The organism is Burkholderia sp. Bp9004 (assembly GCF_003858025.1).
GTDB classification, from domain to species: Bacteria; Pseudomonadota; Gammaproteobacteria; order Burkholderiales; family Burkholderiaceae; genus Burkholderia; species Burkholderia diffusa.
This window is the reverse complement of sequence record NZ_QTQD01000004.1, coordinates 307055-320771: the sequence shown is the minus strand read 5'-3', so window position 1 is coordinate 320771 and position 13717 is coordinate 307055. Positions and strand designations below refer to the sequence as shown.

General features: G+C 67.8%; 13 protein-coding genes and 1 pseudogene. 11 read left to right on the top strand and 3 right to left on the bottom strand.

Annotated elements, in window-relative coordinates:
• Positions 1 to 118 precede the first annotated feature (118 nt).
• From DIE08_RS07470 to DIE08_RS07430, 8 genes are all read left to right on the top strand, one after another.
• The gene (locus DIE08_RS07470; RefSeq protein WP_124901474.1) at positions 119 to 1405 is read left to right on the top strand and encodes a hydroxymethylglutaryl-CoA reductase, degradative; all 1287 of its coding nucleotides are present in this window, start codon (positions 119 to 121) and stop codon (positions 1403 to 1405) included.
• A 73-nt stretch (positions 1406 to 1478) separates the two neighbouring features.
• A complete protein-coding gene (locus DIE08_RS07465) occupies positions 1479 to 1976 on the top strand; it encodes a hypothetical protein (RefSeq protein ID WP_124901473.1) in 498 nt (165 codons plus the stop codon).
• Positions 1976 to 3355, top strand: coding sequence for a tripartite tricarboxylate transporter permease (locus DIE08_RS07460; RefSeq protein ID WP_124901472.1), 1380 nt, complete (start codon positions 1976 to 1978; stop codon positions 3353 to 3355). Before DIE08_RS07465 ends, DIE08_RS07460 begins: the two co-directional genes overlap by 1 nt.
• Before the next feature lie 257 nt (positions 3356 to 3612).
• Positions 3613 to 4656, top strand: coding sequence for an alpha/beta fold hydrolase (locus tag DIE08_RS07450; protein WP_124901471.1), 1044 nt, complete (start codon positions 3613 to 3615; stop codon positions 4654 to 4656).
• Positions 4656 to 5192, top strand: a complete 537-nt coding sequence (locus tag DIE08_RS07445) for a cytochrome P460 family protein (protein ID WP_124620724.1) — start codon at positions 4656 to 4658, stop codon at positions 5190 to 5192. Before DIE08_RS07450 ends, DIE08_RS07445 begins: the two co-directional genes overlap by 1 nt.
• Before the next feature lie 274 nt (positions 5193 to 5466).
• Positions 5467 to 5823 (top strand): DUF4148 domain-containing protein, encoded by a 357-nt coding sequence (locus tag DIE08_RS07440; protein WP_059601148.1) that lies wholly within the window; start codon positions 5467 to 5469, stop codon positions 5821 to 5823.
• 83 nt (positions 5824 to 5906) lie between these two features.
• Positions 5907 to 6698 (top strand): alpha/beta fold hydrolase, encoded by a 792-nt coding sequence (locus DIE08_RS07435; protein WP_124901504.1) that lies wholly within the window; start codon positions 5907 to 5909, stop codon positions 6696 to 6698.
• A gap of 72 nt (positions 6699 to 6770) precedes the next feature.
• Positions 6771 to 8174 carry an amidase family protein gene (locus tag DIE08_RS07430; RefSeq protein WP_124901470.1) on the top strand — a complete coding sequence of 468 codons (1404 nt, stop codon included), beginning with the start codon at positions 6771 to 6773 and terminating at the stop codon, positions 8172 to 8174.
• A gap of 186 nt (positions 8175 to 8360) precedes the next feature.
• Here DIE08_RS07430 and DIE08_RS07425 read toward each other — a convergent pair whose 3' ends face one another.
• Entirely contained in the window at positions 8361 to 8975 is a 615-nt protein-coding gene (locus tag DIE08_RS07425) for a LysE family translocator (protein ID WP_124901469.1), read from the bottom strand.
• A gap of 226 nt (positions 8976 to 9201) precedes the next feature.
• Between DIE08_RS07425 and DIE08_RS07420 the strand changes: the two genes are divergently transcribed.
• The gene (locus DIE08_RS07420; protein WP_124620732.1) at positions 9202 to 10353 is read left to right on the top strand and encodes a porin; all 1152 of its coding nucleotides are present in this window, start codon (positions 9202 to 9204) and stop codon (positions 10351 to 10353) included.
• Between the two features lie 66 nt (positions 10354 to 10419).
• Here DIE08_RS07420 and DIE08_RS07415 read toward each other — a convergent pair whose 3' ends face one another.
• Positions 10420 to 11439: an NAD(P)-dependent alcohol dehydrogenase gene (locus DIE08_RS07415; RefSeq protein WP_059601157.1), complete on the bottom strand. Its 1020-nt coding sequence runs from the start codon at positions 11437 to 11439 to the stop codon at positions 10420 to 10422.
• Positions 11440 to 11566: 127 nt separating this feature from the next.
• Here DIE08_RS07415 and DIE08_RS07410 point away from each other — a divergent pair, with 127 nt between their 5' ends.
• Complete coding sequence (locus DIE08_RS07410) at positions 11567 to 12520, top strand: LysR family transcriptional regulator (protein ID WP_124901468.1); 954 nt, start codon at positions 11567 to 11569, stop codon at positions 12518 to 12520.
• Positions 12517 to 12627 (top strand): annotated as a pseudogene (locus DIE08_RS36685) (SUMF1/EgtB/PvdO family nonheme iron enzyme); the annotation flags it as partial. The gene DIE08_RS07410 and the pseudogene DIE08_RS36685, both read left to right, overlap by 4 nt.
• 173 nt (positions 12628 to 12800) lie before the next feature.
• On the opposite strand, the gene DIE08_RS07400 reads toward DIE08_RS36685, so the two are convergent.
• The gene (locus DIE08_RS07400) at positions 12801 to 13667 is read right to left on the bottom strand and encodes a hypothetical protein (protein WP_124901467.1); all 867 of its coding nucleotides are present in this window, start codon (positions 13665 to 13667) and stop codon (positions 12801 to 12803) included.
• Between the last annotated feature and the right edge of the window lie 50 nt (positions 13668 to 13717).

Sequence of the window (13717 nt, the reverse complement as noted above, 5' to 3'; positions counted from 1 at the left end):
TCCGGCTGTCTGGACGGTCTGTACCTTTTCAATGGGTACAGCGTGACTATTATTCGGCTATCCGCTGCCCGCCGCAACCGTGGCAGGCCACACCGCCACCCCGAGACAGAACGACATCATGTCCATCGATTCCGCGTTGCCGAATTTCCGTGCGCTGACGCCCGCACAACGTTTGTCCTACCTCGCCGGCGTCGTCGGGCTCGGCGATGCCGAGCACGCGCTGTTCGCTTCGCCGGGCGCGCTGCCGCTCGATACCGCGAACGGGATGATCGAGAACGTGATCGGCACGTTCGAGCTGCCGATGGCCGTGGCCGGGTACTTCCGGATCAACGATCGCGACGTGATCGTGCCGATGGCCGTCGAGGAACCGTCGATCGTGGCGGCCGCATCGTATATGGCGAAGCTGTCCCGCGCGGCCGGCGGCTTTCGCACGTCGAGCAGCGGCCCGCTGATGCGCGCGCAGGTGCAGGTGATCGGCGTCGGCGACCCGTACGGCGCGCGGCTCGCCATCCTGCGGCACGCGGCCGAACTGGTCGAACTGGCGAACAGTCGCGACAAGGTGCTCGTCGGCCTCGGCGGTGGTTGTCGCGACATCGAGGTACACGTGTTTCCCGACACGCCGCGCGGTGCGATGGTGGTCGCGCACCTGATCGTCGACGTGCGCGACGCGATGGGCGCGAATACGGTCAACACGATGGCCGAAGCCGTCGCGACCCGCATCGAAGCGATCACCGGCGGGCAGGTACGGTTGCGGATACTGTCCAACCTCGCCGATCTTCGCCTGGCGCGCGCAGAGGTACGGTACTCGGCGCAGACGCTCGCGACCGACGACTATTCGGGCGAAGCGGTGATCGATCGGGTGATCGATGCATACGTATTCGCGGCGACCGACCCGTACCGCGCCGCGACACACAACAAGGGGATCATGAACGGCATCGATCCGGTGGTGGTCGCGACCGGCAACGACTGGCGCGCGGTGGAAGCCGGCGCGCACGCGTATGCGAGCCGCAACGGCCGCTACACGTCGCTGACGACGTGGGAGAAGGCCGACAACGGCGACCTCGTGGGCACGATCGAGATGCCGATGCCGGTCGGGCTCGTCGGCGGCGCGACGAAGACGCACCCGCTCGCGCGTCTCGCGCTGAAGATCATGAACGTGACGTCGGCGCAGGAACTCGGCGAGATTGCGGTCGCGGTCGGGCTTGCGCAGAATCTCGGGGCGCTGCGCGCGCTCGCGACCGAAGGGATCCAGCGCGGCCACATGGCGCTGCATGCGCGCAACATCGCGGTGGCGGCCGGTGCAACCGGCGCGGACATCGACCGGATCGCGCAACGGATGGTCGCGGCGAACGACGTGCGCACGGATTTCGCGGTCGCGTTGCTGGCAGGGCGCAGCGACGGCTGATCCGCGGCCCTCGTGCGGCATGCCGCATGACGCGCCGGTACGGCCGGCGACATATCAATCAAGGAGGAGACACATGGAACAGACCGGTTCAAGCGCCGTATCGGCGGTGCCGCCTCGCGGACGGCCATCCGCGCATGTCGATGCGTCCGCCGACACGCTCGTCGAGGTGTGGGGCGACACGGTCGCCACGAAACACCTGGCATGGTCGGTCCTGCTCGGCGTCGCGATCAGCCTCGGCGCCTTCGAGGCCGGCCGGTTCGCACTCGCGTCGTTCGTGCAGGATGCGGCCATCGCGCGGGCTTATGCAATGCTGATCGGCCTCGGCGGCTGCCTGCTGGGCGGCGTGCTGTGCGCGTTGCTGTTCAAGCCGAAGCGCACAGTGATCGAGCACGCGGCCGGCGGCCCCGAGCGCGACGAAGCGCTCCGGCAACTTGCCGAAGCATCGGGCGGCCTCGGCGCGGCAAGCGACCTGTCACCGAGTGCGCGTGCCGAAATGGAAGAACTCGGGCTGCTCGACCTGTTCGCCTCCTACGAAGCGTCGTCCGCGCGGGCGCGCACGGGAGGCCGCTGATGGACGCATTCGTGCATGCGTTGCCGTCCGCGCTGGCGATGGGGCTGCTCGGCGCGATCGTGTTCTCGGGCATCGGCCTGATCTCCGGCACGGACGAAACGACGACGATCGCGCCGCTTACGCTGCTCGTCGCGCTGCTCGGCGTGCCGCCCGCCGGTGTGTTCACGTTCTTTCTCGCGGGCGCGGTGGCCAAGCACATCACGCATTCGATCCCGACGGCGCTGCTCGGCATTCCCGGCGACACGATGGCCGCGCCGCTGTTGCAGCAGGCGACGCTGCTGCGGGCGCTCGGCGTACCGCACATCGCACTGCGCAAGATGATTTCCGGCGCGATCGTCGCCGCGTTCGTCGCGCTGCCGCTCGCGGTGCTGTTCGCGTCGCTGCTCGCACCGTTCGGCACGGCGATCGCGAAGGCCGCACCGTGGGTGTTCCTCGCGGCAGCGGTCGGCATCGCATATTTTTCGGCCGGGCGCTGGGCGTCGGTGCTGCTGCTCGTGCCGTTCGTGATGCTGGTGGTCGGGCTGCAGGCGCTGACCGGTCGTTACGGCGTGAAGCTGAGCGTCAGCTACTTCCTCGGGATCGCGATCGGTCCGTTGGTCGCCGACCTGTTCTCGATCCTGTCCCCGGCCGAGCGGCGGCGCATGCGTCGCGACGGGCCGTCGACGTTCGTGCTCGCGCCGGACGTGAAGGGCTGGCGCGGTTACTTCCCGAATCCGCTGAAGGTGCTGGACCGCGAACAGGTCGGATGGACCATCGGGACGGCCGTCGTGTCGAGCGCGACCTTCGTGTTCAGCCCGGTCGCGATGACGGTGCTGATGGGCGAGATCGTCGGCGCGCGCGTGCGCCATGCGTATCAGCGCCTGACGACCGTGATCGCCGCGCGCAACGGCGTGACCGAGGCGACCTACATCGCGGAGGCGCTGATTCCGCTGATCGCGTTCGGGTTGCCGCTGAGCCCGGTGGCGGCAGGCCCGGCTGCGCCGCTGTTCAATGCGCCGCCGCGCTTCACGGTCGACGCGGCGAGCGGGCAAATTCACAACCTGCATACGCTGATGAGCTGGCCGGAGTTCCTCGGCTACGGCCTGCTGTCGATCCTGCTGGCCGCGCTGATCGCGTATCCGCTCGCGATGCACCACGCGCACCGCGCGGCGGCGTTCGTCGCGCGCAAGCTGAGCCACGAGGCGATCATCGCGACATTCGCGGGGCTGATCGTCGTGATCGGCGTATGGGAAGGGCAGTTGCCGGGGCTCGCGGTGATCGTCACGGTCGGCCTGTTCGGCGGGATGCTGTCGCGCCTGTTCGCATTCAACACGGGCGTGCAGTTCATGGGGTATTACGTCGCGGTGCTCAGCGTGCCGGCGATCGTCAAGCTGTTCTGAAGCGCCGGCGCACGGGGTCGCGTGTGCCGCGCGGCCCCGGGACGCGCCGTTTCGCAGGTGATTTTTGAATCGCTGTATGTCGTACCGGAACACAGATACGTTGGGATACAAAGCGTCCGGATGGTTCGGCTATAAAACCGGTGAAGCGATTCACAAGGGCGGCGCGGTGCCACGTGCCGCCGCCGTGAACGGCGATACCTGAACGCCCGCACGCGCCGCGGGCCACTTCCTTAGCGATCGACAATGGAGAACGCGTCATGCCTGATACCGTGAACACCCGCCGCCGCCTGATTCTGGGCACGACACTCGCCAGCCTGAGCCTCGCCGACCTCGGGTTCGGCTCGCTGGCACGCGCGCAGTCGGCGCCCGATGCGTCTGCGCCGAAGCGCGCGGCCGGCGCGGCCTCGCTCGGCAAGATCCAACAGATCGACGCGGGCGTGCTGAACGTCGGGTATGCGGATCTCGGACCGAAGAACGGCCCCGTCGTGTTCCTGCTGCACGGCTGGCCGTACGACATCTACAGCTACGCGGAAGTCGCGCCGCTGCTCACGGCGGCCGGCTATCGCGTGATCGTGCCGTACCTGCGCGGCTACGGGTCGACGACGTTCCGCTCGGCCGACACCGTGCGCAACGGCCAGCAGGCGGTGACTGCTGTCGACATCGTCGCGCTGATGGATGCGCTGAAGATCGATCGCGCGGTGTTCGGCGGCTACGACTGGGGTGCGCGCACGGCCGATATCATCGCGGCACTCTGGCCGCAGCGCGTGAAGGCGCTGGTGTCGGTGAGCGGCTACCTGATCGGCAGCCAGGAGGCGAACCGCAAGCCGCTGCCGCCGCAGGCGGAATTCCAGTGGTGGTATCAGTTCTACTTCACGACCGAGCGCGGTGCGCTCGGCTACGCGGCGAACCGCGACGCGTTCAACAAGCTGATCTGGCAGCTCGCGTCGCCGAAGTGGCAGTTCTCCGACGAAACCTACGCGCGCAGCGCCGCATCGTTCCAGAACCCCGACCACGTGGCCGTCGTGATCCACAACTATCGCTGGCGCCTCGGGCTTGCGAAGGGCGAAGCCCAATACGACGACATCGAGCGGCGGCTCGCCGCCGGCCCGGCCATCACCGTGCCGACGATCACGATGGAGGGCGACGCGAACGGCGCGCCGCATCCGGAGCCTGCCGCTTATGCGAAGAAGTTCACGGGCAAGTATCAGCACCGGACCATCACCGGCGGCATCGGCCACAACCTGCCGCAGGAAGCGCCGCAGGCGTTCGCGGATGCGATCCTGCAAGTGGAACACCTGTGATGCGGGCAGACACGGGTGCGTTGCGCCGCGGCGCGCGCCGTGCGCTCGTCGCGGGCGCGCTGCTGGCGGGCGCGTGGTCGGCGAGCGGTCCGGCCGCGTTCGCGGAGCAGCCGAAGCCGGCGGCATCGCCGATCTACGGCGTGACGATCCCGCCCGGCTACCGCAAGTGGGAAATGGTCGCGCCGGCCGAGGAAGCGGCGCCGCTCGACGAATTGCGCGTGGTCCTCGGCAATCCCGTCGCGATCCGCGCGCTCGAACGGTCGACGCTACCGTTTCCGGACGGCACGATCCTCGTGAAGCTCGCGTACAAGCGCAAGCAGTCCGAAGAGTTCGCGCCGGCGACGGTGCCCGGCCAGGCGACGACCGTGCAGGTGATGGTGAAGGATTCGCGCCGTTACGCGTCGACGGGCGGCTGGGGCTTCGGGCGCTTCATCAACGGCGTGCCGGCTGATATCGGTCAGCACCAGACCTGCTTCGCGTGTCATCAGGCGCGCGTGAAGAATCACGATTTTGTGTTCACGCGGCTTGCGCCATGATGTGACCTGACCGGATCGGTCTGACGGAAAGGCGTGCCCCGCGTGGCACGCCTTTTTTCATGGTGGGGGGCGAGCGGTGTGTTGGTTACCGGGTTTGTATCGCACTGTATCGGGAACCGCTGCGGAAACATCGGATTGCACAACGCCCCTGTTTCGGAAACATGCCGGATACGTGAGCGGGTTCTACTGTCGACATGCAGCAAACGTTCGGTGCGAGACGTTCGCACCGGATGCCGAGTGATCGATACCCCAACTTCCTCCAAGGAGAAATCTCATGAAAGCCGCTCGAATCCTCGCAGTTGCCGTGCTCGCTTCGATCCCCGCATTGTCGTTCGCCGATACCGGCCACGGCCTCACGCGTGCCGACGTGCGCGCCGACCTCATCCGGCTCGAGAAGGCCGGCTACAACCCCGCCGGCAGTGAAGCGCATTACCCGGACGATATCGCCGCCGCAGAGAGCGCCGTCGCCGCGGCGCAGCAGGTGGCACGCTCGGACCAGAACGGCCCGTCGAAGTCGCAGGACGACAACGTGGCTGCCGCGTCGGCGCCTGCCACCCGCTACGCCGCGGCCGACAAGCGCGCCGCACGGAACGCGCGGACGGACACCGACGATCTGTACGCACATTCGTGATGCAATCGCCGCGCCTGCCGCGCGCGGGCGCGGCCGCATCGGAAACACTTCAGATGAACGACACGACGGAAAGGAGCATGAAGATGATCGGTTTGACGAAACGGGTTCTGGTGTCCGCAGCGGTGCTCGGCGGGCTGTTCGGTGCGGTCGCGGCGCAGGCCGCGCCGAAGGACGACCTGAAAGGCACGAACGTCGTGCTCGTGCACGGCGCATTCGCCGACGGGTCGAGCTGGAACCGCGTGATTCCGCTGCTCGAAGCGCGCGGCCTGCACGTCGTGTCGGTGCAGAACCCGCTGAGCTCGCTGGCCGACGACGCAGCCGCGACGAAGCGCGCGATCGACGAACAGAAGGGCCCTGTCGTGCTGGTCGGCCATTCGTGGGCCGGCGTCGTGATCAGCGACGCCGGCAATGACGACAAGGTGAAGTCGCTCGTCTACGTCGCGGCATTCGCGCCGGACAACGGCCAGTCGATCGCCGACGTCACGCAGGGGTTGCCGGCGCCGTCGTGGGCCGGCGAGCTGCGCAAGGACGGAGGCGGTTTCGCGACGCTGTCGGACAAGGCGATCGCGCAGGATTTCGCACCGGACCTTCCGCCCGCGCAGCAACGCGTCGTCGCGGCGACGCAAGGGCCGTGGTACGGTGGCTGCATTTCGGAGAAGGTCGCGCAGGCCGCGTGGCATGCAAAGCCGTCGTCGTTCGTCGTCGCGACGCAGGACCGGATGATCGATCCGAAGCTGCAAGAGGCGATGGCGAAGCGGATCGGCGCGACGGTCACGCGCGTGAACGGCAGCCACGTCGCGATGCTGAGCCAGCCCAAGGCCGTGGCCGACGCGATCATCGCGGCCGCGGAACGTGCGAAGCAGGATGCGCAGTGAGTGAATGCGGCGCCGCGTGGCGGATGACGTGGCGCCGTCGGTGATTGTGATGTCCTTTCACGAGGAGAAGTCATGACGCAGCAACTCTGGCAACTGTCGGCGACTGAAATTGCGAAACGCGTGCGGCAACGTGAAGTGTCCGCGCGGGAAGTGGCGGATGCCGCACTGGCCCGCCTCGAGGCGGTGAACCCGGCGATCAACGCGGTGGTCGAGCATCGCCCCGACGACGTGCGGCGGCAGGCCGACGACGTCGATCGCGCGATCGCCCGCGGCGACGATCCGGGCCCGCTTGCCGGGGTGCCCGTGACCGTGAAGATCAACGTCGACGTCGCGGCGTTCGCGACGACCAACGGCACGCGGTTGCAGGAAAACCTGATCGCGAGCGCCGACAGCCCGTCGGTGTCGAACCTGAGAAAGGCCGGTGCCGTGCTGCTCGGCCGCACCAATTCGCCGACGTTCGCGCTGCGCTGGTTCACGTCGAACCTCGTGCACGGCCATACGTACAATCCACGCAACCGTTCGCTGACGCCGGGTGGTTCGAGCGGCGGCGCGGCGGCTGCCGTGGCCGCCGGGATCGGCCCGATCGCGCTCGGCACCGACATCGGCGGCTCGGTGCGTTATCCGGCCTATGCGTGTGGCGTGCATGGCATCCGGCCGTCGCTCGGGCGTGTGCCGGCATTCAATGCGTCGTCGCCGGAACGTGCGATCGGCGCGCAACTGATGTCGACGACGGGGCCGATCGCACGCTCGATCGACGATCTCGCGCTGGCGCTGCGTGCGCTCGCCGCACCGGACCCGCGCGACCCGTGGCACGTGCCGGTGCCGATCGACGGTCGCCCCGTGCCGAAGCGCGCGGCGCTGTGCGTGCGTCCGCGCGGTCTGGAAGTCGTGCCCGGGGTCGAGGCCGCGCTGCGCGATGCCGCGCGACGGCTCGTCGACGCGGGATGGGCGGTCGAAGAAATCGACGATACGCCGCCGATGCGCGAGGCCGCGCTGTTGCAGGAGCAACTCTGGCTCGGCGACGGATTCGATGCGCTGGCAAACGCGGTGGCAAGCGACGGCGATCCGGGCGCGGCCGCGGTGATCGCCGCCGTGCGCGGCAAGGTGCGCGATCTGCCGGCCGACGTGATCAGCCGTGCGCTCGTGCGGCGTACGACGCTGACACGGCAGTGGCGCCTGTTTCTCGACGAATATGCGGTGTTGTTGTTGCCGGTGTCGTCCGAGCTTCCGTTTCCCGACGATCTCGATCGGCAAGGGCCGGAAGCGTTCGAGCGCGTATGGGAAGCGCAGCTCACGCTGCGGGCGCTGCCGGCGATGGGGCTGCCGGGGCTCGCGGTGACGACCGGGATCGTGAACAACGTGCCGGTGGGTGTGCAGGTGGTTGCCGCGCATCATCGCGAGGATCTGTGCTTGCTCGCGGGGCGTGACATCGAGGGGCGCGGCGCGCCGATCGTGGCAGTCGATCCGGTACGCTGATGCGGTGACGGGCGCGGTGCGTCGACGATGCGTCACGCCCGTCGGCCATCGATCCATCGTTCCATCGAAGCGCGCCGTTCGACCCGGCGCGCGATTTCATTTCGGATTCCGTTTCAACGTGTGGCGCATCGCGTGCAGGGTGTCGCAAGTGGCTCTTTCCATGGCGATGCGGGGGCGTAATGGCGCTCAGCGCCCGGCCAGCATCCGCCCGCCAAGCCCCATCAGCAGCAGCCCGGCCGTCGTGTCGAGCACGGCCTTGCGCCGGATCAGCAGCCGACGCACCGACGGGTGCGACGCGAGCAGCGCCATCGTGCAGTACCACGCGCCCGAAATTCCGATCGACAGCGCGACGACCGCGAGATCGAACCACGCCGGCGCATGGGCCGGCACCATCAACGCGAAGATGCTGCCGTAGAACGCGACGGATTTCGGGTTCGTCATGCTGACCACGTAACCCTTCTTCGCGGCATGCCAATCGGAGGACGCGGCCGGCGCGGAAACGGCGAGCGGCTGGCGCGCGGTCAGCACCATTTTCAGGCCGAGCCAGATCAGGTACGTGGCACCCGCCAGCCGCAGCGCGCTGTGCACCCAGGCGACGTGGGTGACGAGCAGGCCGAAGCCGGCAATCGCGATCGCGGCCCAGGTGCCCGATGCGGCCGCGAGGCCGAGCCCGGTCATCACGCCGGCGCGGCGCTGCGCGACCGCGGTCGACGTGACGATCACGAAGTTCGGGCCGGGGCTGGCCACGCTCAGGAGCAGGACGCCGGCGAGCGGCAGCAGGGGGGCGATGGTGGTCGACATGGCTTGGGCGGCGAAGCGACGGAAGGAGCGTCCATCTTACCCGAGCGCGACGCTCCGGCCGTCGCACGGCTGTTACCGCGATTGTTGACGGCGTTGGAAAGGTCCAATCCAGAAAGAGCAATAGGTGCCGCGAATATGACCGATTATTCTCCCGAGCGCTATACCGGCAGGCGGACACGAATGCTGTCGGACTGCTTACAAAATCAATCGCTCAGGGAGGCATTTCATGAAACGCATCGTCGTATCCGGTGGTGTCGGCGCAGTATTCGTCTTGACCGCGGCATCGTCCGCATTTGCGCAGAGTTCCGTCACGTTGTATGGCCTCGTCGATACGGCGATCCGTTATCAGACGAATGCCGGCCCCGACGGGAAGGACCTGATCGGAATGACGGTCGGCCCCGAAACGCACAGCCGCTGGGGCTTGCGCGGCAGCGAGGATCTCGGCGGCGGCCTGTCGGCGATCTTTCGTCTGGAGAACGGTTTCGAGCTCGGCGACGGCAAGCTGCACGTCGCGAACACGCTGTTCAGCCGGCAGGCATACGTCGGCCTGTCGAGCGACCGGTACGGCTCGCTGACCTTCGGCAACCAGTACGCTCCGCTGTACGACACGATGGGCGACGTGTTCGATCCGATGACCGTCGGCGACTACTGGCAGGACAGCTGGGCGTACAACGGCATCGGCAATTACCTGACGGTGCCGAACTCGGTGAAGTACAAGTTCTCGTACAGCGGCTTCAGCGTCGATGCGATCTACGGGTTCGGCAATCATGCCGGCGCGATGGGCCTCGACAGCACGTACGGTGTCGAGCTGACCTACGCGCAAGGGCCCGCGTCGATCAACGCCGGCTACCAGCAGACCTCGGTGTCGTCGGTGAACGGCAGTTCGGTCAACGGTGCGAAGGTGAGCTTCGTGCACGTGAGCGGCGCGTATCAGGTCACGCCGTCCGTGCGCCTGCTGGCCGGCTGGCTGCACGGTCAGGACAAGACGGGCACGACGGACTTCAACATGCAGCAGGCCGGGGCGCCCACGCTCGGCGGCGGCAGCCCGAATCGCATCGACGATACGTTCTACGTCGGCGCGAACTGGCAGGCCACCGCGCCGCTGCTGATCACGGTGGCCGGCTATTACGGCCATGCGCGCAATGCGGAGCGGCTCGACGGCACGCTCGGCTCCGGGATCAACTACTCGGCGACCGTGCTGGCCGAATATGCGCTGTCGAAGCACACCGAGGTGTACGGCACGGTCGATTTCGCACGCGGCAACGGCGCGTTCGCGGCCGACTATCCGGGTGCCACCAACCGGCTCACCGGCAAGGTCGACCAGATCGGCAGAACCAACAACGTCGGGGCCGCGATCGGCCTGCGCCAGATGTTCTGACGACGGCGCGCGCGGCTGGCGCGAAGCGTGCGGCGAGGAGAAGGCGGCGTGCGCCGCCTTCATCCGTCACGACGCGACGCGAATCACGACCTTGCCGAAATGCTGTCCCGACTGCAGGCAGGCATAGGCCTGCGGCGCTTCGTCGAAACCGAACACGCGATCGACCACCGGCTTGATCCGTTTTGCGTCGACGAGCCGCACGACGTCGTCGAGCATCGCGCGGCTGCCGACCATGAAGCCGTGCAGCTTCCGGAAGCCGCCGATCAGCGAAAGCAGCCCGAGTTCCGGGCCGCCGAAGCTGCTGAGGCCGCCGATGACCGATACGATGCCGCCCATTTTCGTCGCGGCGACCGAGCGCGCGAGCGTATCGCGTCCGCCGACTTCGATGACGAGATCCGCGCCCGCACCGTCGGTGAGCCGCAGCACTTCATGCTGCCATTCGGGTGTCGTGCGGTAGTTGATCGTTGCGTCCGCACCGAGTGCGCGGGCGCGTTCGAGCTTTGCATCGCTCGACGAGGTCACGATCGTGCGCAGTCCGGCCGCATGCGCAAGCTGCAGCGCGATGATCGATACACCGCCTGTGCCGAGCAGCACGACCGTCGCACCCGGTCCCAGCCCGCCGTCGACGAACAGCGCATTCCACGCGGTGATGCCCGCGCACGACAGCGTTGCCGCCTCGTCGTAGTCGAGATGGGCGGGAATCGCGACGAGCGCGGTTTCGTCGGAAACGAAGCGTTCCGCGAGCACGCCGTCGAAATGCGAGCCGGGTGACCCCGAGACCTTCCGCGGCGTGGGCGGCCCGTCGATCCAGCGCGGGAAATACGTGTTGATCACGCGATCGCCCGGCTTGAACCGCGTGACGTCGCGACCGGTTTCGACGACTTCGCCCGCGCCGTCGGCGACGGGTATCAGCGCTTCGGTGCCGATGCCGAGATAGTCGCCGCGCGCGAACATCAGGTCGCGATAGTTCAGTGCGGCCGAGTGGATCTTCACGACGACGTCGGTCGGCCCGACCGGGCGAAGCGTCGCGTCGACGCGACGGAGCCCGGCAATGCCGTCCCCCGGTTTGATTTGCCATGCATGCATGTTGACTCCTTTTTCGAGATGGACCGGACTATCATAGTGTTGCGCAGCGGGACGCATTGGCGAGAATTCGGCCAACGATTGTCGCCGTAGCGGACACAAACCTGTCATCCCAACGGAGCGGAATTGCATGGACGAGCGGCTGAGAGGCATCGCCGAATTTGTCGACGTCGTGGAGTCGGGCAGCTTCGCGGCGGCGGCGCTGCGCCTCGGCATGACGCGCTCGGCTGTTGCGAAGATCGTCGCTCGGCTCGAACAGCGGCTCGGCGCGCGGCTCTTGCAGCGCACGACGCGCCAGATCGGCTTGACCGACGAAGGGCTCGTCTATTACGAACAGTGTCGGCGGTTGCTGGCCGAACTCGGCGAGACGGAAGCCGCGCTCGACGCGGGCCGGCGCGAGCCGACCGGGCGCGTGCGGGTCAGCGTGCCCGTGCTGTTCGGCCGGCAATGCGTGGCGCCCGTCGTGCGCCGCCTCATCGAGCGCCATCCGCGGCTTGAAATCGACGTGTCGTTCAGTGATCGCGTCGCCGATCTCCTCAACGACGGCTTCGACATCGCGGTGCGTATCGGCCCGCTGGCCGACACGAGCGCGCTGGTCGGCCGCAAGCTTGGGGTGCAGCGCATGGGCATCTGCGCGTCGCCGACCTATCTCGATCGTCATGGCCGGCCGTCGAGGCTCGACGAACTCGCGCTGCACGACGGCATCGCCTATTCGCGCGGCGGGCAGCCGACGCCGTGGCGCATCATCGGCGCGGACGGCGCGGTGCACGACCATCGCCCGGCAGGCCGCCTGCGATTCGACGACCTGCAGGCGATCGCAGACGCGGCGGCATCCGGCGCGGGCCTCGCGTGGCTGCCGTGCTGGCTGATGGCGCCCTACGTGCGCGACGGCCGTCTCGCGCTCGTGATGGACAGCGACAGCGTGTCGGGCGCCGAAGTGTTCGCGGTGCGGCCGGCGTCGCGCAACGTGCCGATGAAGGTGCGCGTCGTCATCGATGCGCTCGTTGACGAGATCCCGCGCATGCTGGCGTCGGACGACGCGGACGGCGAGCACGTGCCGCAGCGCATCGTCCACGCTTCGTAGCCACGACGCACGCGCTCGCGTTTGCGCACAGGTTCGGCCGCGACCTGCCGACCGAAGCCGAATGGGCATGCGCGGGCAAGGCCGGTCGCGACGACGCATCGCTCGACACCCGGCTACCTCGGCGAGGAGGCATGGGAGAACACCGAGGCGGGGCCGATCCAGAACGTTTGCTACCGGGAATCGGAAGCCGCGCTGCAACAGTTGATTCGGCATCACGCGCATCTGGAAGCGAAGGTGAAGCAGGCACACTTACCGGACGTTCGCGTGAACGACGCACCGTTCAGTTTTCGCGTTGCTGGGCGACGTCGCGCGGCGCGTCTGTCTGCGTCGCGCGCTCCCAGATCGGGAACATCGCGTTCTGTACCGACGTCTGCGCGTCGATCACCTTGCGATGATCGATGCCGGGCAGGTCGAGCAGCCGGTCGACCGCCGCCTTCGCGCCTTCCGCGTCCTGCGGGAACGCGCAGGCAAGCTGCTTGCGCGTGTCGAACAGCATCCACCACACGTCGGACACGAACGGCCCCTGGTCGTTGGTCTCGATCGCCACCGCGCCGAGTGCGGACAGCGCGATTCCGCGTATCGCGCCTTGCGGGTCGATTGCGCTGATCTGCGTGTCGGTCGCGGTGACGGTCCATCCGCCCGGCTTGCCGATCGAGCGGATCGGCACCGTGCCGGCATTCGACGCATCGGCGGCGCCGTTTTCGGCCGCGGCGGAAACCTCGCCCGCCGCGACAGCGCCTCTCATCTTGCGCTCACCGACCCACGGCAATGCCGCCGCGCCGACCATCGCCGCTATCCACAGGTAGTACCCGAATCCGAAATCGCTGATCGTTTCGACCCGTGCGTCGGTCGGCAGCGTGTGCCACGCGAGCGCGAGCACCACGACGACGCCGAGCAGCCCCGACACCGTCCGGTTCGGCTTGACCAGCGCGGCGACCAGCAGCGGATTGCCGAGCCAGGCGAACTGCAGGTCGAGCATCCCGAGCCAGCCGAGCGCGAGCACCGTGTAGCCGTGCCACCAGCTCACCGCACCGGCCCCATTGGGCGGCTCGGCGAACGCGGGCAGCAGCAGCGACGCGACATACACGGCGATGACGACGATGCGCGCGCGTTTCAGGGAAGGAGGTGAAGCGGTGCGGGTCTGCATGTCTGCCTTCTTGTTTCTTGTCGTGCAGGGGCGTGCGAAACGATGAATGC